18 protein-coding genes and 3 pseudogenes are annotated in these 24,200 nt (G+C 58.0%); 15 read left to right on the forward strand and 6 right to left on the reverse strand.

Going from position 1 to position 24,200, the window contains the following annotated elements; all coding sequences use genetic code 11:
- A partial coding sequence (locus M0654_RS21250; protein ID WP_390921021.1) for a cache domain-containing protein occupies nt 1-1,404 on the reverse strand: 1,404 nt, incomplete at its 3' end.
- Between M0654_RS21250 and M0654_RS21255 the strand changes: the two genes are divergently transcribed.
- Entirely contained in the window at nt 1,352-1,498 is a 147-nt protein-coding gene (locus M0654_RS21255; RefSeq protein WP_248684808.1) for a hypothetical protein, read from the forward strand. The two genes, M0654_RS21250 and M0654_RS21255, sit on opposite strands and share 53 nt — an antisense overlap.
- 1,253 nt (nt 1,499-2,751) lie before the next feature.
- A pseudogene (locus tag M0654_RS21260) lies at nt 2,752-4,059 on the forward strand (diguanylate cyclase); the annotation flags it as partial.
- A 255-nt stretch (nt 4,060-4,314) separates the two neighbouring features.
- On the opposite strand, the pseudogene M0654_RS23000 reads toward M0654_RS21260, so the two are convergent.
- Nucleotides 4,315-4,431, reverse strand: a pseudogene (locus tag M0654_RS23000) (hypothetical protein); the annotation flags it as partial.
- Nucleotides 4,432-4,445: 14 nt separating this feature from the next.
- On the opposite strand from M0654_RS23000, the gene M0654_RS21265 reads away from it, so the two are divergent.
- On the forward strand, nt 4,446-6,320 hold the full coding sequence (locus M0654_RS21265) for a hybrid sensor histidine kinase/response regulator (protein ID WP_248684809.1): 1,875 nt from the start codon (nt 4,446-4,448) through the stop codon (nt 6,318-6,320).
- A gap of 428 nt (nt 6,321-6,748) precedes the next feature.
- Here the strand turns inward: M0654_RS21265 and M0654_RS21270 are convergent, their stop codons facing one another.
- The gene (locus M0654_RS21270) at nt 6,749-9,082 is read right to left on the reverse strand and encodes a putative Ig domain-containing protein (RefSeq protein WP_248684810.1); all 2,334 of its coding nucleotides are present in this window, start codon (nt 9,080-9,082) and stop codon (nt 6,749-6,751) included.
- 71 nt (nt 9,083-9,153) lie between these two features.
- Between M0654_RS21270 and M0654_RS21275 the strand changes: the two are divergent.
- The 3 genes and pseudogenes from M0654_RS21275 to M0654_RS21285 form a co-directional block, all read left to right on the forward strand.
- Nucleotides 9,154-10,250: pseudogene (locus M0654_RS21275) on the forward strand (IS3 family transposase); the annotation flags it as partial.
- A 171-nt stretch (nt 10,251-10,421) separates the two neighbouring features.
- The gene (locus M0654_RS22830; RefSeq protein ID WP_313791100.1) at nt 10,422-10,628 is read left to right on the forward strand and encodes a sigma factor-like helix-turn-helix DNA-binding protein; all 207 of its coding nucleotides are present in this window, start codon (nt 10,422-10,424) and stop codon (nt 10,626-10,628) included.
- A complete protein-coding gene (locus M0654_RS21285; protein WP_248684811.1) occupies nt 10,628-11,290 on the forward strand; it encodes an NrsF family protein in 663 nt (220 codons plus the stop codon). Before M0654_RS22830 ends, M0654_RS21285 begins: the two co-directional genes overlap by 1 nt.
- A 1,346-nt stretch (nt 11,291-12,636) precedes the next feature.
- On the opposite strand, the gene M0654_RS21290 is transcribed toward M0654_RS21285, so the two are convergent.
- Together M0654_RS21290 and M0654_RS21295 are read right to left on the reverse strand one after the other, a co-directional pair.
- Nucleotides 12,637-13,134, reverse strand: a complete 498-nt coding sequence (locus M0654_RS21290; protein ID WP_118852850.1) for an RES family NAD+ phosphorylase — start codon at nt 13,132-13,134, stop codon at nt 12,637-12,639.
- A 7-nt stretch (nt 13,135-13,141) separates the two neighbouring features.
- Nucleotides 13,142-13,492, reverse strand: coding sequence for an MbcA/ParS/Xre antitoxin family protein (locus tag M0654_RS21295; protein ID WP_118852068.1), 351 nt, complete (start codon nt 13,490-13,492; stop codon nt 13,142-13,144).
- A gap of 719 nt (nt 13,493-14,211) precedes the next feature.
- Here M0654_RS21295 and M0654_RS21300 point away from each other — a divergent pair.
- The 9 genes from M0654_RS21300 to M0654_RS21340 all read left to right on the forward strand — a co-directional run bounded on the left by M0654_RS21300 (nt 14,212) and on the right by M0654_RS21340 (nt 22,645).
- Nucleotides 14,212-14,970, forward strand: coding sequence for an IclR family transcriptional regulator (locus tag M0654_RS21300; protein WP_282571733.1), 759 nt, complete (start codon nt 14,212-14,214; stop codon nt 14,968-14,970).
- Nucleotides 14,971-15,092: 122 nt separating this feature from the next.
- Nucleotides 15,093-16,685 (forward strand): hypothetical protein, encoded by a 1,593-nt coding sequence (locus tag M0654_RS21305; RefSeq protein WP_248684813.1) that lies wholly within the window; start codon nt 15,093-15,095, stop codon nt 16,683-16,685.
- Nucleotides 16,682-17,398, forward strand: coding sequence for a hypothetical protein (locus tag M0654_RS21310; protein ID WP_248684814.1), 717 nt, complete (start codon nt 16,682-16,684; stop codon nt 17,396-17,398). Before M0654_RS21305 ends, M0654_RS21310 begins: the two co-directional genes overlap by 4 nt.
- Nucleotides 17,395-18,366, forward strand: coding sequence for a dipeptidase (locus tag M0654_RS21315; protein WP_248684815.1), 972 nt, complete (start codon nt 17,395-17,397; stop codon nt 18,364-18,366). Before M0654_RS21310 ends, M0654_RS21315 begins: the two co-directional genes overlap by 4 nt.
- Nucleotides 18,367-18,381: 15 nt before the next feature.
- Entirely contained in the window at nt 18,382-19,413 is a 1,032-nt protein-coding gene (locus tag M0654_RS21320) for an ABC transporter substrate-binding protein (protein WP_248684816.1), read from the forward strand.
- An 86-nt stretch (nt 19,414-19,499) separates the two neighbouring features.
- Entirely contained in the window at nt 19,500-20,348 is an 849-nt protein-coding gene (locus M0654_RS21325; RefSeq protein WP_248684817.1) for an ABC transporter permease, read from the forward strand.
- Between the two features lie 6 nt (nt 20,349-20,354).
- The gene (locus M0654_RS21330; protein WP_248684818.1) at nt 20,355-21,161 is read left to right on the forward strand and encodes an ABC transporter permease; all 807 of its coding nucleotides are present in this window, start codon (nt 20,355-20,357) and stop codon (nt 21,159-21,161) included.
- 18 nt (nt 21,162-21,179) lie between these two features.
- The gene (locus tag M0654_RS21335) at nt 21,180-22,247 is read left to right on the forward strand and encodes an ABC transporter ATP-binding protein (RefSeq protein ID WP_248684819.1); all 1,068 of its coding nucleotides are present in this window, start codon (nt 21,180-21,182) and stop codon (nt 22,245-22,247) included.
- A complete protein-coding gene (locus M0654_RS21340; protein WP_248684820.1) occupies nt 22,199-22,645 on the forward strand; it encodes a RidA family protein in 447 nt (148 codons plus the stop codon). The genes M0654_RS21335 and M0654_RS21340 overlap by 49 nt, the downstream gene beginning before the upstream one ends.
- Here the strand turns inward: M0654_RS21340 and M0654_RS21345 are convergent, their stop codons facing one another.
- Nucleotides 22,646-24,199, reverse strand: coding sequence for an acetolactate synthase large subunit (locus tag M0654_RS21345; protein WP_248684821.1), 1,554 nt, complete (start codon nt 24,197-24,199; stop codon nt 22,646-22,648). It abuts the gene before it with no gap.
- Nucleotide 24,200: the final 1 nt, after the last annotated feature.

The raw sequence follows: 24,200 nt of genomic DNA on the forward strand, positions 1-24,200 counted from the left end.
GGCTGCGGTCTCCTCGAGCGAGGCAGCCTGCTGCTCGGTGCGCTTCGACAGGTCTTCGGCGCTCTGGCTGATTTCGCGCGAGCCGCTGTCGATCGAGCCGGTGGATTCTGTGACAGATGTCATTGTTTCCCGCAGTTGCTGGACCGCCTGATTGAAGTCGGCACGCAGCTGCTCGAACTCCTGGGCAAATGACTGCGACAGCTGGAAGGTGAGGTTGCCAGCTGCCAGTTGCTTGAGACCGTCCGCAAGCCCAGAGGTTGCCTGTGCCATGGCTTCGGCACGGATCCGCTCCTGTTCCGCGGCGCGGCGACGCTGTTCTTCCGACTGGCTGCGTTGAGATTCCGCCTGCTGCTCAAGTTCCCTGGTGCGCAGAGCATTGTCCTTGAATACCTGCACCGCACGCGCCATCGCGCCAACTTCGTCGGGACGACCTCCACCGTCGATCGCAGCATTGAGGTCCCCACTGGCCAGTCGGGACATCGTCCCTGTCAAGCGGCCGAGTGAGCTCCCCAGCGAACGGGCAAAAAAGAAGAAGCCAATCAGAGAAAGGAGTGAAACGGCAAGCGTTCCGCCAACGGTCATCCAGATGGCCGTGCGAGCATCCTCCACAACTGAGGTGACGTCGGATGCAATTTCGAGAATCCCAATCTTGGCGCCGGAGAAATTGTTGAATGGAACGGTTCTAACCAGATACGTGCCGTTCGCGGTCGTGACTTGCTCTTGAACGAGTGACCCATCGAAAGCTGACTTCAGCACCTGCTCCGAAAGGAAGCCGGTCTGCGATGTCGATGCCTGCTTCTCTAGTTTCCCATCAACAAGGATATGGACTGCGATCTCCCCACCGATCCGTCTGGCGAGTGGCTCGAAGTAGGCGTTGGTCAAGCCCGTCCCGACGTCAACCAAACCGATCACTTCGCCGTCTCGCACCACAGGGGCCGATGCAAACATGCTGACCGCTGAGCGGCCGGGCTCGGTGCCGGCGACAAGCTTCCCGCTGGACAACGCTTCCACGACCGTTTTGCGGCGTGACGTCATATCGTCACCGAATTTGTCCGGCGTGTGGATGCGGGCGACGGCTTCGCCCTTGCCACTGATAAAGGTGATGAGTTGCAGGCCGCCTTCTGCGATCACGGCAGGCAACGATCCGGTGTAGCGAGCGATGATATCCTCGCGTGCATTTCGCTGGATCAGGTCAGCGGTGTCGGGCTGTCCTGCGATCGCCAGCGCTAGAGCCGATGCTGCTTTTCTTTGCGCAGCCATGTCAGTCTCTACTAGCGCTAGATCGCCTGTGGCCTCGCGGGCAAGAGCGTCGTTACTTGCGACGGATTGGCGATACCAGGCGGTCCCACCAATGGCGATGCTTGAAAAAAGCACTGCAGCGAACCCGCAGGCAGTGATCGTCATCCAAAGCGGACGCTTGATGTTTTTCTCAGCCAATGTCGTGATCCTCACCCTCGATGGAGGATCTATGGGAGAGGAAGCTTTTGTTTTTCATTAATTATCGGTATAGGAAATCATTCGTTATTTCTTCTACCGAGGGTCCCTTGGTGTGGTGTGGCTTGTTGCTGGTTCGGATGAACAGCCGCCAACGAGCCGATGTTCGAGGAGAACTAGCACCGATCTTGCACAAGAAGGAAAAGGCCGGGTTCGAGGGGCAGGTCCTTATGGCATTGCCGAACAAGAGTACGTGCGTCTTATAGCGAGTGACGTCAGAGAATATCACAAGGATCACCAATGCTCCGTCGCCGGAGATGCTCGTGGAGGTCGTTCCCGACGACGAAAGCAAGTTCGCCGAGGAGTCTCCTAGTTCGAAGGGGGGTGCAATCATTCAGAAGAAAAGGCTCGCGGCGGGGGCGGCGAGCCTTTCTCAAGCGAAGCATCGTGAAAGGACGATGGGGATTGGTTGGACGCTTCGCGTGTTCAGAACTATATGAGTGCGCGAAGGTTCCGGAGCACCAGATCGGACAACAAACAAAGGAGAGCCACCCGGAGGTGTGTGTTAAGAAGGGGGCAGCTCTCCTTTGGGTGCCTCAATTGGCGGTGAGGCAGGCGGTGGATAAATGGCGAACCTTGTGCGACCAAGGATGAGCGATCGCTAAAACGACTAAAGGGCTCAGCCGTTTTTCCCGTCTGAGCCCTTTAGTCGAAAGGGAACCACTCACTGAACCCACGGCAACTATCACTGGAAACGGTTAATGAAGTCTGACCGCCCGCTTGCTAGATCTTTGACCTGAGTAACTTCAGGACGAGTTTATTAGAATTGACCTCGCCCCGTTGAAACGGTTGCCGCGGCAGGTCGCAATGCGGGCATGAACGAGGCCCGCTGCTTCTAGAGCATGGGGTAACGGGCCTCTGCCTCGCGGCGCGACCAAAGGTAATGGCGCGATCACTCAAGATCCAATTACTTTTGGGCATCGGCAAAGAATAAAAAGTAAGGCCCAGCCCATTTAGATTTACCGGGAGAGGCCAATATCTTGCAGTTTTAGAACGACTGTCAGCTTGTGCATCGCAGGCCTGAAATTCGTTCGAGCTCTCCAAGGAAAAGCTCCTCTAAAGACGGCTCCCTCAGCAAACGTTAGATCGCGATGCAGTCACCGCGTCGACCTGAAGCCTCAACCTGATCGTGCTAGTTACGCTCTAGTAACAATGAAAAAGCCCTAACAACAATCAAGGTGGTCGTTTGCCAATCGTGCGTTATCTCCGATGAAACGTGAAGGAACACCTCGTCGATTCTCCATACTGGGATGAGCTGTGAATATCAGAAGCGCCTTTGAGGCCGTGCCGACGCCCGTAGCGGTCCTTAGCCGCGACCTCGTTCTTCAAGCCTGTAATAAGGCGTATGCACATCTTGCGCAGACGGAAGAAGGTCCGCTGGTCGGTCGCTCCCTGTTTGAGATCTTCCCTGGGGCAAACGAGCAGCAGAGAGAACTTCTCTCAGCGTCGTTTGATCGAGTGGTTGCTAGCGGTGAGCCTGACCGGCTTGTCGCACTGCCCTATTCTCTCTGCAACGGCAATGAGAACGATTTCGTTGTTCGCTTCTGGAGCGTCTCGAACATTCCTCTCTTCGACGAGGCGGGCAAGATGCAAGCCATCCTCAATTGCCCCACCGAGTTGGCTTGGCGCCGGAGCCTTGACGACGCTGCCGACTTCGTGGCGGTGGATGGTTCTGTTCATCCGCAAGAAGTTCAACGCGCGCTCAACGTGGAGCGGGAGCGGCTCCGACAGCTTTTTCAGCAGGCGCCAGGCTTTATCTGCGTTCTGCACGGCCCGGAGCACGTCTTCGAGTTGGCCAATGATGCCTATCGGAGGCTCGTCGGGCAGAGGGAGATAGTCGGTCGGCCATTGGCCCAAGTCCTTCCGGAAGTCGTCACGCAAGGATTTCTGGACAAGCTAGATCGAGTCTATGCCACAGGCGAGCCGTTCATCGGACGGGCAGTCCCCATCCAACTTCAGCGTTTTTCGGGTGGTGAGCTCGAGGAGCGTTTTATCGACTTGATCTATCAGCCGATGATTGACCTCCATGGCAAAATTACCGGCATCTTTGTCCAAGGGCACGACGTCACAGAAGCCACTGAACTGGCTCGGGAGGTAAGCCACCAGGCGCAGCATGATTCACTGACATCACTTCTAAACCGGCGCGGGCTCTCGCAGAGGACGAATGAGATTAATGGTCCCGGGCCCCATGCGTTGTTGTATATGGACATTGACCACTTCAAGATTGTCAATGATCGGTGCAGCCACGCAGCTGGAGATAGTCTTCTGTTACACGTCGCGCAGGCGCTCAAGGATGAATGTTCGGATGACGATGTCCTTGCCAGATTTGGTGGCGACGAGTTTGTATTACTGCGCCAAAACTGTAGCTTGGATGAGGCTGCTCAACTTGGCAGTCGGTTACGCGAGGCAGTCAAGGGCATCAACTTCGTCTGGCAGGGCAGGACCTATAGGGTGACCCTTAGCGTCGGGGTCGTTGCCTTCGGTGGCAAGGAAGATCTGCAGTTTGATCAGGCGGTTGGCCTTGCAGATGCAGCCTGCTTCCTCGCAAAGGACAAAGGTCGTAACCGGGTCCAGGTGGGCGGTCTTACGGATGAGGAGGTCAGCCGCCAGCATAAGGACATGGATGGGGCTACCCGGCTGCAAGATGCAATGCGCGAAGACAGAGTTGTCCTCTACGGGCAGAAGATTGTAGCGCTCCGGCCTGAGGAGGGAGACAGCCGGTGCTTCCAGGAGGTCCTTGCGAGGATAATCGATCACGACGGCTTCTGGCGCGCTAAGGGTTATGCCGGAGAGATTTATGAACAGGCCTCTGGTTTCTCTTTCTCCACGGGGCATAGCGTCAAGGTAAGAAAATGCTTTGATGACAATGTGCTGGTCGAGTTGTTCGATCAGCCCAAAGCGCTCTGCAGCCGGAATGAAAGCACCAGGCCCGATCACGCTATCGTCTGCTGGTGGAAGCTATCACCGATTACGCAATCTACATGCTGGACACCGAGGGCTATGTCAGCAGCTGGAATTCTGGCGCTCAACGATCCAAAGGCTATCGCGAGGATGAAATTCTCGGGGAGCACTTCTCACGCTTTTACCTTCCTGAGGATCGCGATGCCGGGCTGCCCGCCCGAGCCTTGGCAACCGCGGCGTCCGAGGGACGGTTCGAGAGTGAAGGTTGGCGAGTTCGCAAAGATGGCAATCGCTACTGGGCCCATGTTGTCATTGATGCAATCAGGGATCCCTCGGGTCAGCTGTTGGGCTTTGCGAAGATCACTCGTGATCTGTCGGAGCGGAAGCGGGCCGAAGTAGAACTGAAGAGAAGCGAAGAGCAGTTTCGGCTACTGGTGCAAGGTGTTACCGACTACGCAATCTACATGCTCGATCCGTCAGGCAATGTGGCGAGCTGGAACGCGGGAGCGCAGCGTATCAAGGGTTATCAGCCGGATGAAATCATCGGGAAGCACTTCTCCAGCTTCTACACCGATGAAGACAAGGCCGTTGGGCTTCCGGCTACGGCTCTGGACGTAGCCGCAAAAGAAGGACGTTTCGAGAAGGAAGGGTGGCGGCTGCGCAAGGACGGCACCCGCTTCTGGGCAAGCGTTATCATCGACGCAATTCGTGACAGCGACGGCAACCTCATAGGTTTCGCCAAGGTCACGCGGGATATCACCGAAAAGCGGGAAGCCCAGCGTGCGCTGGAAAAGGCAAGGGAGGAGCTTTTCCAAGCGCAAAAAATGGAGGCAGTGGGCCAGTTGACCGGCGGGATCGCGCATGACTTCAACAATCTGCTGATGGCGGTGCTGGGCAGCTTGGAAATCGCTCATCGGCGTGCGCTCCAGGGGCAAGACGTCATCCCGCTCATCGAAAACGCCATCAAGGGCGCCCAGCGCGGCGCATCACTCACTCAGCGTATGCTCGCCTTCTCACGCAAGCAGGAGCTCAAGCTTGAGGCGGTTGATGTACTCGATCTTGTACGCGGCATGACCGACCTGTTCCAGCGATCGATTGGCCCGTCGATCTCTGTTGAGACCATTTTTCCGCTTGTCATGCCAAAGGCCTTCACTGATGCAAATCAGCTCGAGAGCGCGCTGCTTAACCTGGTCGTCAATGCTCGGGACGCGATGCCGAGCGGTGGATCGCTGGTGATCGCAGCCAAGGTGCGCGAAATCAAGGAGGGGGAGGTACCTGACCTGAAATCCGGGCGTTACATCTGCCTGTCGGTCAAGGATGAGGGCGAGGGCATGGATGCTGAAACACTCGCTAGTGCAACTGCACCTTTCTTTACCACGAAGGGCGTCGGTAAGGGGACCGGCTTGGGACTTTCGATGGTGCAGGGTCTGATGGAGCAATCCGGCGGCAAGCTCGTCATGAAATCCGTCAAGGGCGAAGGAACGACAGCCGAGCTGTGGCTGCCGCAGGCTCAGATCATCGTCCAGGAGATGCAGGTGCCCGATGAGGCGCCTCAGCAGAGCCTTCCTCCATTGACGATACTTGCTGTCGACGATGATCCGCTGGTGCTGATAAACACGGTTCTCATGCTTGAAGATCTTGGGCATCGGCCGTTACAGGCTCAATCGGCAGAAGAGGCGCTGCGTGTCCTGAAGCAGGCGCCTGATATCGAGCTCATCATCACCGATCACGCGATGCCTGCAATGACAGGCTCGCAACTGGCCGCGGAGATCAAGCAGCGCGAGCACGACATTCCAATTATACTGGCGACGGGCTATGCTGAACTACCGGAGGAAGCAGACTCTAGCCTTCTCAGGCTCGCCAAACCCTTCACTCAAGCTCAGTTGGCCACAGCATTGGCCGAGGCGGTGGCCGGCAAGGAATAGAACCTAGCAGCCGCAACGTCAGCTTCCAACATCCGTTCTGCTTCGGGCAAGGACAATCACTTGCTGCTGGAACGTTTACCGAGCAAACGAACCCAGGAGCGTGTCTCGCTATGGGATGCGCCGGATCTCCCACCTCGCAGTCTAACCTTCGCGACACCGAACGGCGTTCTTCTTGCTTTCAGCGCTTCGGCTAGATGCCGCTTTGGCGTAAGGACTTCTGAACGCGAATGACGTGGGAGTTGATCGCGGTAACTACATGCGGAAGATTTTCGCGGCCCGCTTTAGTCATGTTATTCATTGCTGCTTTTGATCCATCCGACGGTGTCATCCCGCACCTCATAAGGGTGTTGCGGCTTGCCCTAAACGACACATGTAGAAAAATGAAGGGAGCCAGTGGCTCCCCTTCATGTCTTGATTATGGGCGTCTGTTAGAACCGTTTGCTGATCCCGACCTTAACGCCTGCCGATCTTTGGCCGTCTCCTTCGATGCCGAAGAGAGCTCCTGCATCGATATTCCATTCATCGGCCGTGTTGAGCGAGGCACCCAGAGACATGTTGCCGAAGGCACCTGCTCCATCCAGCCCAGAGTAGCCAACCGTGGCACCAAGCTTCGGCGTCAGGGTAGATCCGTTATCCAGATTGAACTGTCTGGATATCTCGGCACCAAGGCTTACGCGGAACTGCTCTTCCCTGAAGCCGTCGATCTCGATGACGTCTCCGAGGTCGTTCCTGACACTATAGTCCTCGACCTTTTCTGAGAAGTAGACGGCCCGTAGCTTCGGCGTCAGAACGGTTACGTCATCAAGCTGCCACTGACCCTTGATCGAGGTGTCGAAGAGCCAGCGGGTGGTGTCGAAGGATCCATCCCACAGCAGCGTGTCGATGTCGTTCGACGAGCCGCCATAGAGGATGCTGGTGTCCCAGAACACGTCGTTGCCGATCTCGAGGGAGGCATAGGGGCCAGCAAGCCAGCCGTTGCCTGTCAGTTCGGCATCCTCCTCAGTCGGATCCTTCATGTAGTCGTAGTGGAAGGACAGACCTACAAGAGCCTTCTCTGTCAGCAGATAGTCAGCACCGATGGAGAGAGCTGCGAAGCTGCCCCACTTGCCGTTACCGTTCCCATCACGGTTATGGGCAAGGAAGGTGCCATCGATCCAGACGTTGAAGAGTGACGGGATGGCATCGGTCACGCCGTCCGCGGCATCTCTTGCAGCTTCCATCTGTGCAAGGCTGGTCGAGAAGCCAAGGGTCAGGCCTCTTTCAGATGGCGAGACCTTGGTTGTGACAGCTTCCGAAGACTTTGCCATCTGACGGCGTTCCATGAGGCCAGGTACCTTGATCGCGTTGGCGATCAGGCTTTGCCTTGTGCGAACGAAGTCATGAACGAGGCTGTCGATCTCTTCAGCAACCTGCGAGGCAGCATAGGAGAGGTGGTAGGTGACCGTACCTGAGCTTGAGCCAAGTGCGCTGACGAGACGATAGCCCACCTTAGCCTGACCCGAATATCCCGGGCTTGGCGTGAACTTCAGGTACCAGCCAACAGGTGATACTGGACCAGCCTGAGCCAATTCCCCTTGGATGATCTCTGCACGGCCAGCGAAAGACGGCTCCACGAACACCAGGTTAGCCGAGATGAACGGACCACCCGTTGCACCGCGGTTCAGATAGACGTTCGGCGGAGAAGAGCCTTCAGGTACACTGATGACCTGATCGGCAGCCGTTACCGCGCGCGGGTTGACCTTGAGCGAGAAGGTAGCAGTACCCGTCGCTCCGGTGCCATCGCGGGCTTCGATCGTGAAGGTGTAGTTGCCTTCAGCGTCCTCGGCAGAGGGGCCAGTCAATTCACCAGTCGAGACGTTGAGCACCATCCGTTCCGGAAGCGATCCTGAGGCCACACGGTAGGTAATGGCACCGGAGCCACCAGTGGCCGAGATCGGCTGGCTGTACTCTTCGCCCGCCATGGCTTCAGCAAGCGAACCGCCAGCAGGCGTGAACACCAAGGTGTTCGGTGCATTGACCGTTACCGTTGCCGTGCCTGCGCTTCCCGAGAACTGGCTGTCACCGTTGTAGGTTGCAGTGATGGTTCCCGATGTCAGCGATGTCGATGTCACAGAGGCACTGCCCGCGGCATCGAGGGTGACTGTCTGGTTGAGACCAGCGCCCGTGAAGGTCACGGTGCCAGTCGGTGTACCCGATCCAGCCGCCAGAGATTGGACGACGGCGCTGACTTCAACCGTCTCCCCAGCAACGCTGGTAGATGGCGAAGCGGCCACCGTTGTCGAGGTTGCCACTGGTTCTGCTGGAGCAACCGCCAAGGTGTAGGCTGCACTTACCGTGCGACCTGCATCGTCAACAGCCTGGATCGTGAAGCTGAAGCCATCGCTCACAGTCAGGGTTCCAGACAGAACACCCGTTGTCGAATTCAGGGTCAGACCCGGAGCATGATCGCCAGACAGTGTGTAGGTATAAGGAGCAGTTCCTCCAGTTACCGTAAATGCCTGGCTGTAGATGCTGCCGACGTTTCCAGCTGGCAATGCACCTGCAGCAGGAGACAATGCCAATGGTGCTTTAACGTCAACGGCAACGGTAGACGAGCTGACCTCGTAATGGCTGTCGCCATTGTAGATCGCGGTGATGGTGCCACTCGTCAAGGACGTCGACGTGACCTGAGCCACACCGGTGCCGTTCAAGGCGACGGTTTCACTGATCCCCGCGCCCGAGAACGTAACTGTTCCAGTCGGGACACCGACTGCGGGTGACACTGGAGTGGTCTGTCCCCTGAAAAGTGGTCCTCCCTGAATTAGGCTATTGAGCCATTTGAGAGGACGTTGGAATGCCCCAGAAGAAGCACAAGCCCGAAGAGATTGTCGCAAAGCTGCGCCAGGTCGATGTTCTGTTGTCTCAGGGCCGATCTGTTGGCGAAGCGGTTCGTTTGATCGGCGTGACGCAGTTCACCTATTACCGCTGGCGCAAGGAGTTCGGTGGCCTGAAGGGTGACCAGGTAAAGCGGCTGAAGGACCTTGAGAAAGAGAACGAGCGGCTTCGCAAGGCGGTGTCGGACCTGACGCTCGAGAAACTGATTTTGAAGGAGGCTGCCTCGGGAAACTTCTGAGCCCTTCCCGCCGCCGCCGATGCATTGACCATGTCATGGCGAAGTTCTCCGTCTCGGAGCGCTTCGCCTGCAAGGTTCTGGGCCAGCACCGTTCGACCCAGCGCAAGAGGCCTGGAGGCAGGCCAGATGAAGAGGCATTGACCGCCGACATCATCCGGCTCGCTTCCCGCTATGGCCGTTATGGCTATCGCAGGATCACCGCGATGCTGCGGTGCGAAGGCTGGACGGTGAATGCCAAGCGCGTCGAGCGCATCTGGCGGCGGGAGGGGCTTAAGGTTCCCCAGAAGCAACCGAAAAGAGGACGTCTCTGGCTGAATAACGGATCGTGCATCCGGCTTCGACCGGAGCACCCCAACCATGTCTGGTCCTATGACTTCGTCGAGGGCCGCACCCACAATGGCAGGAAATTCCGCATGCTCAACATCATCGACGAGTTCACCCGGGAATGCCTGGCAATCCGCATCGATCGCAAGCTCAACTCCACCTACGTCATTGATGTCTTGTCGGACCTGTTCATCCTGCGCGGCGTGCCGGGTCATGTTCGTTCCGACAACGGCCCGGAGTTCATCGCCAAGGCCGTGCGGGAGTGGATTGCTGCTGTCGGTGCGAAGACCGCATTCATCGAACCAGGAAGCCCATGGGAGAACGGCTACTGCGAGAGCTTCAACTCGAAGCTTCGCGACGAACTGCTCAACGGTGAAATCTTCTATAGCCTCGCCGAGGCAAAGGTCATCATCGAAGCTTGGCGACGCTACTACAACACCGAGCGGCCGCACTCATCGCTCGGATATAAACCGCCGGTGCAGGAGGTGCTGATCGCCGTCCATTCACGCCGGGGTCACCGCGACCCACATAGACCGCTGCGGCCGTGGCTGAACGCGATCACACGCTACAAGATCATTGACGCCTGTCGCAGGTTGCGCCGGGAGGGCCGCGGCCGCATTGAACTGACGGACGAGGAATGGGCAAATATCTTCGCAGCGGAAGAGGTGGATCCGGATCGGTCAAACGGCGATATCGAGCGGCTAATTGGAAGTCTTTCCCAAAGAGAACAGGCGGCGGTTCGTATCATGGGGATCGATGGCGCTTCCGCCAGAGAGGCTGCCGAACGGTTAGGCTCGACAGAGGGCGCTGTGAGGGTGGCATTCCATCGGTCACTGAAAAGGCTGACGGCCATGGCCAAGGATAAATTCTGATGATGAGCGAGCACGAACGCCAAAGGTTCGAAAGCACCAACGTCCTGATCAAGCAACTGGCTTTGGAGGCAGGAGACGAGCGAACCGGCGGACTGAGGTTTACTAAGCTGTTTGCGGTGGCTCTTGTCATAGCTCTTTTGGCGGCAATCGCAGTGGTCCTCGCAACGGCCGGCGCGCGTGCAGACTTCAGCGACTATTTTTGGTCGTGGACGTCTCAGTTCAAGGTCATCGGGATGTTGCTGCTCGCTGCAGGCGCTGTGCACGCTGTGTGGGCCGCGGTAACTCCGGGAGAGAGAGCGCGTTTGATGCAGGGGGTTCTCCCCGCGGGCGTCTTCTTGCTTATTGGAGCTCTTCTGGACCGAAGCAATCTTCCAGTTTTCGGAGCTCACAGCCTTTCTGTTGTCTTATGCGTCGGCACCATCATCGCGGCGTCCCTGCCCGCGCTGGTCGTTATTCTCATTGCAATGCGTCGAGGCATCCCGACGCGCCTGACCAATGCGGGTGTGGCAGCAGGGCTGCTCGCAGGTTCAGTTGGGGCGCTCTCCTACACGATCGCCTGCCTGAACGACGGCGCAACGTTTGTAGCAACCTGGTATCCCGTTGCCATCGCGATAGTCACGTTGCTTGGCCGCGCCATCACACCACGTGCCCTAACGTGGTGAACCCCTAGTGGAGTAGGTTGCGCTTCTGCCAGGAGGCAAGGGAAATATGGGTACTTCGACTTCAACTAAGGGGCCCCCGGTTCGATTCTCTTCAAGAGCGAGGGCTGCAGGCCAGCGTGTCTCACTTGTAGGCCTCAGCGGCGCTGCCGCGGCCGGGTTGCTTTAGTGCAGGGTGTTTTGGATCATGGGTGATTACGTTGCCTACACATCAACACGCTTCGTCTCAATTTATCCTGTCGCGATTCATGATCGCCGTTTCGCGTTGTCAAACCACGAGTCTGCGATTCTGCAGGTAACAACGTTTGCAGTGGATCCCGTCGGCCAAAGGTAGCGATCCGGCTTCATGATGTATCAGTGGTCGGCCGACACTGAGGCTGCCGGCGATAACGAGGAGCCAAGACGTCAAGGGGTTCAGAGGAGCAGAAACGCACGCCGCAGAGACAGTGCGCCAGCAGCGGGGGCGCTCCGAGCGAGCACGCGGGTTCGACGAAGCCGAGACAACTATTCAAGCGCGCTCGTGGCTGATAACTACGGCGGCTCGCAGCCAGAAGAACTCCAAGATCCGAGCCTGCCGCCGGTCCGTCCTGCTACTTCCGCAAACGCCGTTCATCCTACATCTCGTCTCCCCCGTTACTCCCTATCACGGCGTATGCGGTGGAATCGAAAAAAGCCTGGCTTTGCTTGCCACCCTTCGGCGGAGCTAGCGGGTTCTGAGGGTCTCTAGGGAGCCGTCACCCGTTTCAACTCCGCGTCCTGCAGCCAGAAAAATAACGGGCTTGGGAAGTTTGTCTGACGTGGTGCCACAACAGAACCTCCTGCGGAAGCATGGCGCCGGTTGCCGGGATCGTGGCTAATCTGGTGAGCAAGGCGGTGGTGCGGGAATATCCGCGCAATGTAGACGTGATGTACCCGGCAAAGGGCTCCTCACCGGGAGATCACAGGGGGGAACGGATGCGGAAATTATTTCCGCGTCCGGTGGTGTAGGCAGAGGGTAACAGCCCATCGGTCAACTTTGGGGAGGACGAGGTGCCAGGTTCGGTGGCCTGCGGGGGATCAACTTATGCGTTGGGGCCGTGTGAAACCTGGAAACAGCGAGAAATTCGTTGTCAAGGTGGATGGAGAGACAGCCTTCGCGCGCGCAGGACGTTTCGGTCTCTGTTCGGGAAAAAGATATCTACGTCTTTGACGTAGCCGGTGACGCTGTCTCGTGCGCGATCCAATAGTGTTCGAGGAAGGTCGAAGCTCGAAAGAACGATTGCCGCGATCCGCCTGATAGGCCTTCGACCAGTATTGAGACGGTGCAGTTGGTTCTCGCCATGCGGCAATGAGGCCGACGACGCCTGTCGCTATCGGGAGAGTCGCCTCTCGTCATCGATCAGCGTCAGGCGGGCGGGGCCGACTGCACCCCATTGCCACAGGACCAGGTTGAGATCATCCGCGTTCGCGCCGGGCGCGAAGCTTCTGACAAGCAGGCCGTGATAACCTGCGGCGGCGAGGTGTCGGGCGAAAGCCTGGGTGTGGGCCTCGCCGCCCGCCTTCATCTGGTCTCGCCATGTCGGGTCTGCGAGAGATGACGGGGTCATCCCTTCGGCCAGCAATGCGATCTCATCCCTGGTGTCGAATACTCGACCTATGTCGGCGTCGTAAGAGATCAACGTCGTCGGCTGCAGGCTACCGGCCTGGTTGGCCTCGCGAAGGGCAGTCATCACCGTGAGGCAGGTGTAGAGCGCTGGTGTGCCCTTCTTGTTGAAGCGACCTCCATACAGCTCCGCCCCCCGCCCGGACATTGGCTCGCGTGCATAGATCGGGTTCAGGGCTCGATAGAGTGTGCCTTCATATCGCATCCTCTTGTCAGGCGTGGATGCCGGCATCGACCGCGTCGATATAATCGAGAACCTCGTCCGCACGGCCCTCCCGGACCAACTGCATCGCGGTCATTCCTGAGAAGCCCGGTAAAGGTTCTGAGCGATACCAGGCATAGGCCATAAGGGCCGATCCGAAGCGCGGCTCCATCTTGTTGACGACCTCGGTCATCTCGCGCAGACGGCGCTGCGTCCTGTCGGACCGAATCCGGTCCTTCCGTTGGATTGCATCCTTCCCGAGCCCGGCCGTCCGGGCGATCTCCTCGCTCGTGGTGCGCAGGACGTCGGCAATCTTCCGTGGCGAAAAAAGCCCTTCGTCAGCGTATTGCGCGATACCCATGGCTTTACCTCCGGCTTCTTGAGCCAATAATTCTGACGCTATATAGCGTCAGAATGATCGGCCTTCAAGAGGAAACCAGGAAGCAGAGGTGGACCGTTCAACCGCCCACTGAAACGTATCAGAACCACGTTCCGCAGATCATTCAGTATGGGATTTACGTACGTACCAACCTCCTATGAAGCTAGCTGTTTCCGGATGGTCGAAGCTCATTTGCTGGTTCATGCACGATCAAAAGCGAAGATGCGTCGTCCGGCGGAGCACTATGATCGACCTATCGACCGGTTACCAAAAGCGCAGCCAGCTCCGACAAGTCTACTAGAATGGAGGCTCGCAGCGCCGTTTGAACGGGACTGAAGATGCGCCTAGATCGCTCTTGGTTGCTCTATTTCAGTCTTAGCTTGCGCTCCTGTGCCCCGCGAGAATGAAGAATTCTCTTCGTAGCCAAAGGCGTCCTCATCGTGCCGTGCGAGCAGCTCCGTCTCCCCCAGCAGCAAGCCGCCTAGTAGTAGTGGCCTGCGGTGACGGTTGGTCCTCCGAACGCAGTCGGTTCGAGTTTGCCGTCCAATCTCTGCATCCGAGCGAAATCGAGGGCCCGTCGTCTGTAGCAGACTTATCAGCGCATGTTCCGGTGTGCGGCGGCTGAGACTTAAAGCGCAATTAGTAGCCGCGAGCTTTTGTGGCGGTTGACATAGATCAATCGACCGTTCAATATATTCTCTATGGATACAGAATATTCATATAGAATACAAGAGGGAAACTCGGGCGTACGTCCTCTGTCGACGGTGATCAAAACTATGGCTGTGCTCGATGTGTTGGCGCAAAGCAGTCGTGGGATGCGACTGCCCGAGATTGCGATGGCCATGGAATTGTCGCGCCCAACGGCCTATCAGCGCCTGTTGACGTTAGTTGAGGCAGGTCTGGTCGAGCAGGATCACGAGATGCGCTACCGGCTTTCGATGCATTCCTGCCGGTTGGCAGCGGCCGCGTTGGAGCAAGCCGATCTCGGGACACGGGTCCAGCCAATCCTTGAAATGCTCGTCGACCGGGTGAAGGAGACGGCGTCGCTCGCCGTTCTCGATCGTGGCGTGCCATGCATCGTTTCGCGCGTCGAATCTCGAAGCGTTTTGAGGGCCGAGCAAAAGATCGGCACCACTATGTCGCTGGAAGGGTCAGCGTCAGGGCGTGTTCTCACAGCGTTCGCGGATCCAGCAACGCTTGAACGGCTCAAGCAGAACGGCGAGCCGCTCGCAGCCGATGCGCTTCTCGATGAGGCCCGTCAGAAGGGTTACGCGGTATCGAGCGGTTACACCCATAGCGGAGTAGTCGCGATCGCCGCGCCGATCTTCGACATCCACGACAAGTGTCTTTCCACGGTCTCGCTGGTGATGCCGGAAACACGCTTCGATCTCGAAACCTTCCGCGAACCGCTTCTCGAAGCGGCTCGCGCCATAACCAAGATGCAGCAGGGAGCGCGTTGAGGGGCATGACCGCAAAATCCACAAAGGCAGCAAAACCGCTGCCGAGGCCAGGCTGCGAGGTGATGAAGACCTCAAGGCTGGCCGCCATTCAGCCGAGTCGGCTCAGTGGGACTCGTGCATTCATGAACAAGATGATCCGAGAAAGATGGGACATCAGCATTGTTCGGTTCGATGTGGACAGCAACGCAGATGGCACAGTTGTCTACTCGATCAAAGCACCAAATCAGGAATTCTCCTTCATCGGCTTTTCGCGTGCGCCAAGCCGCACCGCGCGAACAGGTCGCATCATTGGCCAAGCCTGGGACATGATGGGTGCGCTCATCGAAGGTCCCGCCACGGAAGAGGAAATAGAGAGCGCTCGCCGGGAGATCCCGAAGCTTTATACGGGCAGAGCGACGTCTCGTGCCCTCATATGGTGCCGGTCGAACAGATCGATGCGTGTCTTCGACCAGACCATGGCAGCGCTGGCCGAAGGTCGCCAGCCTCAGGTGGAGGACATCGCTCGGGTCTGCTACCTGATGCGTAATACTGGCCTTGACGGAAACGGGACTTTCGGGACGCGCTCGTTTCCATCGCTTGGTGCAAGCCATGCCCTTGGGGGCGTGCTCGAAGCTCAGTTGCTAACCGCCTACCTGATGCGCGAGTTTTCCTGCGACCTGGTTGAGCATCTTGCCGCCAAGGCGTCCTCCCAGGCAGTCAAGCTAGCGCCAGAACTCCGCCGGTTCATCGGGGTAGGCAACGGATCAGCTCTTGGGCTCATCTTCTTCGTGCACAAGCACCCTCGGCTGATAGACCGGCTTCTTTCGGCACGAGAACAGGCAATCGCGCTTGCGCGAGGGCTCATATTAGACAAAGCGGCTCGTCCTATTGAACAGCTTACAGACCTTCTTCACCGAGCGATCCTCTTTCGCCGGCAGGACAGGATGGTCTACGAAACGTTCGCATCCAGCGCACAGGTTGCCGACGATCTTGAGATGATCTTGGGGCAGTTAAACCAGTTCCAAGCCAGCGGTGCTGTCTTTGAGATCGAGACGGTTCAGCCATTGGACGTATTGGCAGACCATCTCGATGGAAAGGTTGTCCCTGAGGCATATGAGACGCTCCTCTCGCTCTATCTGGAGCTCGTACCGGATCAGGCTGATGCCTTGTTGCAAGCAGTCGAGGCGCCCGATGAGTTCGTCGTCTCTCCTGCAGATAGAGTTGAAGATCTGATCGCGCTGGTACGCCAGGATTACCAGTGGGCTCTTGACGTGGATATGTCGGGTCCGGACGCCTACAAATACGTGTGGTACAAGTCCGAGACGGCAGAAGAGCCCCGACGAGGTGCTCGTGACGAAGTGCCGGACGCCTTGGACCTTGGTCTGGATGTGTGCGGTAACATCCAGGCCCTGCTCGCGGATCTCAATGCCGAAGACGGCACGCTTTCTGTCGCTCGCTTTCTCTTGAAACACCCGCAGCACCGCTACATGGTGTCACGTGTTCAGAGCCTCGAAGGGCACCAATATCACACACCGCGCGCAAATATTAACTCCGAAGCGTTCGTTCCAATCGACCTTGTGAGGCTGATGAATGTCGGCATCCACGGCATCGACAAGAGCCGGGATTTCCTGAGCCGCAACCTGCGCGGTGTCCTTTATCACGGCGCCCCGACGCCTGATGATCTCCGTGCCGGTTACACTGGCACTTGGTACTACCCGGCGGAGCCAGTTCTATGAATGCCTTGTCCAGCACCAAGATGAGGGTGATGCCTCGCGAGATGCGCCTGATGTCCGAGCGCATCTTTTCCCTTTGCAATCTTCCAAAGGGATTTTTCCTCGCGATCTGCGACTTCCCGATGTATTCGCAAAAGCGTGGCCTCGGCGGCTTCGGCATGCTTGAAAGGCGCTTCGGCGACTTCAAGTCGGCCGATCCCGTGCGTATCAGCGTCAGCGAGACCGGCAATTTGATCGCGTTGGATGCCCATGGGGAGCACGCGTGGTTCGCGCTGCCCAGTGCTATCGATCTTCTTGGGGAGATCATTGCACGCCATGGGTCCGCGGAGCTGACAGTCCAGAATGCGGCAGACGCTGACGAACTGGAACTCGCGGCCGATTTCGGTGGAAGATCGGGGCTGGCGATCACAGTCCTGGGCAACGTGCTGACAGCGAGACCTGCTCCTGTTAAAGGCGACGTCGAAGAAGACGATCCGTTGCTATGGGCTCTCCTCAACAATGGTGTCGAGATCGAAGCTGATCTCTGGTGGCGCATCTACCATCTTGCGAAGCAAGCGCTTGCTACGGACAGCGTCGTCTCACGACGACATGCTGGCCCAATGATTGTCAACGAAGACGGGACCATTATCGGTCGCAAAGACAACGACGACGAGACAGACGTCTCCTTCCTGGCTTCGAACCTCTCTGAACGGATCAAGGAAGGAGCCGCATCATGATCATCGACGGGTTGCAATGCGGTCATTTCGATCGTGCCGCTTTCGAAGCTCTCCTCGCAGGAGATGTGGGCGGCGTCGTCAATACCTGCGGCTTCTGGGAGGGTGCCGTTGAATCCATGGATTCAATAGGTCGTTGGCGCGACCTCGTTCGAGACAACGCCGACATCGCTGAGATCGCTCTTACGGCGCGTGATATCACCCGCATATCGCAATCGGGCAAGCTCGCGATCATCATGGGTTTCCAGAACGCCAACCTCTTTGAAGGTCGCATCCGTTTCGTGGAGATGTTCGCCGAACTCGGCGTACGCGTCGTGCAACTGACGTACAACAATCAGAACGAGCTCGGTGGCTCCTGCTACGAAGCGGAGGATTCCGGTCTGGCCCGCTTTGGTAAGGAAGTGGTCCGCGAGATGAATTCAGCCGGAATCCTTGTCGATTGCAGCCATGTCGGCGACCGAACCACCTTGGACGCAATCAAAGTGTCTGAAAAACCGATCGCTGTGACGCATGCCAACGCGCAGTCGCTTTTCATGCACAAGCGTAACAAGTCGGATGACGTCATTCGTGCATTGAAAGACACGGGCGGCGTCATCGGCTGTGCAGCTTATCGGAACATCACCGGGGACGAGTACTGCGCCTCCATCGAGGCGTGGTGCACGATGGTCGCCCGCACCGTGGATATCGCCGGCATCGACTCGGTCGCAATCGGTACCGACAAGAGCCACAACTTCACCGCGCCCGACTACGCGTGGATGCGCAAGGGCCGCTGGACTCGGGGTGAGGACTACGGCGCGAGTGCTGCCGGCAAACCGCTCAAGGCTGCGCCGCCGGAGTGGTTCACGAAGATAGAGGACATCCGCGTCATTCCGGACGGGCTACGTGCCGTCGGCTTCTCTGAAGCCGAGGTGGCGCAGATCACCCACGGCAACTGGCTAAGGCTTTACGAAGCCACATTCAAAAAATCATAAGAGAGGAGAACAGACATGACAACAATCATGACGCCAAACCGTCGCCGGTTCCTGCAGACGGCCGGAGCGGCGATCACGGCTTCGCTTGCCGCCCCGTATGTCGTGCGAGCACGGGACAAGGTTCTTTATGTCAATACCTGGGGTGGGCCCTGGGAAACGGCAGCCAAGACACACCTGATTGAGCCCTTCACGAAGGAGACCGGCATCCAGGTCAAGACCGTTTCGCCCGTCTCCTTTGCCAAGCTTGCCCAACAGGTGAAAACCGGCACCTACGAGTTCGACGTCACTACGCTTGGCGCCGGTGAACTTGTACGTGCCAATCAGGCTGGGATCATTGAAGAACTGCAGGCTCCCTACGAGGGCGGCCTGTTCGAGAATGGTGCTGCTTCCCATGCATTCGCGACGGTTATCGCTTGGCGTACCGACAAATATAAGGAGGCGCCGAAGACCTGGGCCGATTTCTGGGACGTAGAGAAGTTCCCCGGCGGCCGCTCTCTCCAGCGCTACCCCTCGCGCGTGATCCCGCTCGCTCTGCTGGCCGACGGCGTGGCCCCGAAGGATCTCTATCCGCTAGACGTCGATCGTGCGTTCAAGTCACTGGACAAGATCAAGCCGCATGTGCGGGTGTGGTGGACAGCCGGTGCTCAATCGACGCAGATCCTGCGTGATGGAGAGGTGGACATGATCGGTATCTGGCATGGCCGCTACTTCGAGGCTGAAAGGGCGGGTGCGCCGGTCGCGATGACCTGGAACCAGGGCGAAATCGAGCGCGCCTACTGGGTGGTCGCCAAGAATACCCCAAACCTCGACAATGCCAGGAAGTTTGTAGAGTTCGCAACGAGCGCTGAGCCGCTTGCAGGCTTCTCCAAGGCTGCAGACTACGGCCCGTTGAATCCGGCGTCGAATGAGTTCGTCAGCCCCGAGGATGCCAAGCGCATGCCGACTTCGCCTGATAACTACAAGCTGACCTTCGAACAGGACATGGCGAACTTCGGAATCGATCCGGCAGAACTTGCAGAGCGGTTCGAGGAGTGGGCAGCGAGCTAAAACTCGCTCAACCAATCCATCTCAACCAAACGGCATCGCCCCCGGCGATGCCGCTTCGACCTAGCGAGCGATAAGAAGGGAAGCCAATGGGCTCAAGCCTCTCAAGATTGACGGAAAAGACCAATGTCTGGCCCTGGCTTCTACTGGCGCCGCTCGGCATATACATGCTGATCTTCTTCGTCGTTCCGCTCGCCGATGTGGCGATCATGAGCGTGACTGATCCTCGCCTTTCTCTTATGAACTACGAGAGGGTTCTGACAGGCGCGCTTTACCAACGCGTGTTTCTCAACACCTTCCTTACCGCCGCTTTCGTGACGGTTTGCTGCCTGGCGGTCGGTTACCCGCTTGCCTACCTCATGGCGCATTCCAAGCCGCGCACCGCTATGTTCATCCTTTTGCTCGTGACCATGAGCTTCTGGACCAGCTTTCTGGTGCGAACCTACTCTTGGATGGTCCTGCTCGGTAACAATGGCCCTCTGATCGCTCTTCTGCAGATGATCGGAATAGATGACACGCCTCAGCTACTCTTCACGCGCTTCTCTTCGACGCTCGCGATGGTGCACATCCTCGCGCCCTACATGATCATGAATATCTTCTCGGTCATGAAAAAGATCGATCCGGCTTTGATCCGGTCAGCAGAGAGTCTCGGTGCCCGCGGCTGGTCCCTCTTCAGGCACGTTTATTTGCCTCTGACCGCCCCAGGCATTGCCAATGGTTCCGTTCTGGTCTTCGTCATCTGCCTCGGCTTCTATGTGACGCCAGTTCTGCTTGGTAGCCCGCGCGAGCAGATGATCGCGGGTCTCATCGGTCACCAGATCGACGAATTCTTGGCCTTCGGAATGGGCTCGGCGATGGCCATGGTCCTCCTGTTCATCACCTTCGTGATCCTCACCATCTATCACCGCCGCTTCGGCCTCGACAAACTCTGGGGGTGATGACTCATGAACACGTTCATGCGCTGGGCCGGCATCCTGGTCACTATCTTCATTGCAGCACCACTGGTGATCGTTGTGCCCATGTCGTTTTCGAGTGCAAGCTCGCTGCAGTTTCCGCCACCGGGCTATTGGTTTGGCTATTACCGCGCTTACTTCACCGATCTCGACTGGTTGATTCCGACGTGGAATAGCATCGTCATCGCCTCGGCGACGACCTTACTGACAATGCTGCTTGTGGTGCCCGCCACGTTTGCCCTTGTGCGCCACAAGTTCCGCGGAAAAAGCGTCGCCGACCTGATGATGCTGATGCCCCTAGCCGTGCCTCACATCGTCATGGCTGTTGGATACTACTCGTACCTGGGCGATCTCGGGCTCGTCCACAGTCACATGGGAGTCATTCTGGCTCACACATGCCTTTCGGTTCCTATCGCGTTCCTGGTGCTTTCCGCCAACCTGAAAGGCTTCGACAGAAATCTTGAACGAGCGGCGTTGAGCCTTGGGGCAAGTCCCACCAAGACGTTCATTCACGTTACCTTGCCGATCCTGCGACCGGGCCTGATCATCAGCGCGCTATTCGCCTTTGTTCAGTCGTTCGACGAGACGGTTGTCGCAATCTTCATCTCCGGGCGGAACGCCGAAACCCTGCCGAGAAAGATGTTCGATAGCATCCGGCAGGAAGCTGATCCCGTAATTGCGGTTATCTCGACGTTGCTGTTCTTCCTCGTACTGGTTGGCATTGCAGCTCCCTACTTTATCAGCGCCCTTCGCAGCCGCGTCCCCAAGCCAAGCCGATCACCTGCCGGCGCACACTGAGTTTCCAAGGACCTTCCGATGACGAGCTATCTTGAACTTTCCAGTATCACCAAGTCCTACGGGAACTTCACGGCGTTGGACAACGTGAGCCTGTCCGTCGAGAAGGGAGAGTTTGTAACATTCCTTGGGCCTAGCGGGTCCGGCAAAACGACGACCTTGATGATCGTAGCCGGTTTCGAAAAGGCAAGTGGCGGCAGCGTCCAGGTCGGCGGACGATCGATCTCCGAGCTCGCGCCACACGAACGCAACATCGGCATTGTCTTCCAGAACTACGCTCTATTTCCGCACAAAACAGCGGCGGAAAACGTTTACTTCCCGCTACAGATGCGAGGCGTAAGCCGTGGAAAGGGGCTCCGTCAGGCCGAAGAGATGCTTTCGCTTGTCGGATTGAAGGGGTTCGGCCATAGGCATCCAAAAGAGCTTTCGGGCGGGCAACAGCAGCGCGTTGCCCTTGCGCGCGCTCTTGTCTTCGAACCTTCCTTGTTGCTGCTCGATGAGCCGCTTGGCGCGCTTGACAAAAACCTGCGTGAACAGATGCAGATCGAGATCAAGCGCATTCAGCGCAGTCTCGGGGTCACCACGATTTTTGTCACCCACGATCAGTCAGAAGCCATGTCGATGTCTGACCGAATCGTCGTGTTCGAGAAAGGTCGGATCGAACAATGTGCTGCACCCCTTGATATCTATCACCGTCCAAAGACGTCTTTTGTCGCTGCATTCATAGGTGAAAGTAACCTGATCCCGGCAACGGTCACGAATGCCGCAAGCCGGGAAGCCGATAACCCTCTGCTTGGATCCTTCGAATACGCAGGTGCTGATAACCGACTGACAGATGGTCAGGCCGTGACACTGCTGATCCGTCCTGAACACATCAAGCTGTCTCGTAACCCGGTCGAAGATCGAAAGAACGTTCGCATGATTGTCGATACGGTCGTCAACTACGGCGACAACGCGCTTGTGATCGGCAGAGCCGGAGACATCCCGATGCGGGTGAGGGTGTTGGGCGCAGACGTGGTCATCATCAAGGAAGGCGAAGAATGCTGCATCAGCTGGACGCCAGACTCCGTTTTCGTCATCACCAAGTAAGAAGACAGGCCTATTCCATGACCTCAGACTTTTCGTCGATCATCGAGCGCTTTGGTGTTGGCAAACGCGGGAGCCTTGCTGTTGTCCACGGCGGCACAGGCTATTTCGCCTGTACGCCCCAGGCTCCCTATGATGGTTCGCTTACCGCGGCAGAGCAGGCGCGCCAGTTATTCGCCAAGGCCGATGGCCGTTTGGCCGAGATCGGCAGCGCCAGGGAGGGTTTGATTTTCTGTGCGATCATCCTCGCGGACATGCAGGATTACGCTGCGGTGAACGAAGTATGGGACGAGTGGGTAGCCGGCATCGCGCCGCCTGCGCGTGCCTGCTTCGAGGCGAAGCTCGCCAGCCCGGACCTCAAGATCGAGATGATCATGATCACCGCCACGAAGGCTGCGTGATCAGATCACGGCGGCTTCGATAACGAACGGGCCCTTCCGGGAAAGGGCTGCGGTATAGAGCTTCACGAACTCAGCCGTGTTCGTCGCTCGGCCGGATTCAACACCAAGACCTTTGGCCAGAGAGCACCAGTCGAGCTGGGGCTGGTCGAGGTCGAGCATCTTGCGCGCATTCACGCCGTAGGACTTCACGCCGACGTTCGTCATCTCGCCTTGCAGGATGCGATAAGCATTATTGGCATAGATGATGGTGACCACGTCGAGGTTTTCGCGCGCCTGCGTCCAGAGCCCCTGAACTGTGTACATTCCGCTGCCATCTGCCTGCATCGCGACCACTTTGCGATCAGGGGCACCGATTGCCGCGCCTGCCGCAAGCGGAATACCTATTCCAATCGAACCCCCTGTAATAGGGAGATGGTCATGCGGAGGGAGACCGGGAGAAAGTGCGGGATATTGACCGATCGAGGTGAGGGCTTCATCGATGACGATGGCATTCTCCGGTAGATACCGTGCGATGGCCAAGCTGATCGCATCAGAGGTCAAAGCCCCGTCAGGAACGGGGATGTCGCCTTGGCGGAAGACGTTCGAACTAAACGGAGCATTCGGGGCAACACCCAGACCATCGGCCAGAGCCTCTAGCGAGGCTGCCAGATCATGCTCATGTTCCGCAAGTTGGAGCACCTCGCAGTCCGGTGGCAGCGTGGTGCTCGGCTTGCCCGGATAGGCGAAAAATGTCACGGGCCGTTGCGGGCCGATACAGATCGCAACTTCGAAGGGCTTCAGTGTCTCGACGGCCAGGTCGATATTGTAGGGGATTGGCCTGACGAACGCACGGCCCGCGCCGCGCGCGCCGCGGTCTGACTGCACCGAGAACAGGGAAGCACCGGTTGCAGCAGCAATCCGTCCTGCCGTTGCAAGCGGCCTATCGCGCAGTGCGCGGCCGCCGAGGATGATGACCGTACGTTTGCCTCTCTCCAAGGCTGCAACTGCCGCCTTCAACGCGGCATCGTCCAGCGCGGGAGGAGCAGGAACGGAGGCCGGCGATAGCGCTTCGGCCGATACCTCGCCCCACGCCGCGTCCGCCGGCAGGATCATTGTGGAAACACCACGCCTGGATATCGCCGCAGCGAAACCCTCTTCTGTGCAGCGACGGATATCCTGCGGTCCTGCCGCGCGCCCAACCCAGTGTGACATCGGGCGCGCGAGACTCTCGATATCGCTGGTCAGCGGCGCGTCATACTGCAGGTGGTACGATGCGTGGTCCCCGACAACGTTCAAGATCGGCGTTCTGGCGCGGCGGGCGTTGTGCAAATTGGCGAGACCGTTTGCCAGACCCGGGCCTAGATGCAGCAGCGTCGCAGCCGGTTTGTCGGTCATGCGCGCGTAACCGTCCGCCATGCCGGTCACCACACCTTCAGAAAGGCCAAGTACGCATCGCATTTCCGGCTTGCGGTCGAGCGCGGCGACGAAGTGCATCTCCGACGTACCAGGATTGGCGAAGCAGACGTCGACGCCGTTCACCAGCAGGACATCACAGAGCATATCGGCGCCGTTCATG

The organism is Neorhizobium turbinariae, from assembly GCF_023223505.1.
GTDB classification, from domain to species: domain Bacteria; phylum Pseudomonadota; class Alphaproteobacteria; order Rhizobiales; family Rhizobiaceae; genus Neorhizobium; species Neorhizobium turbinariae.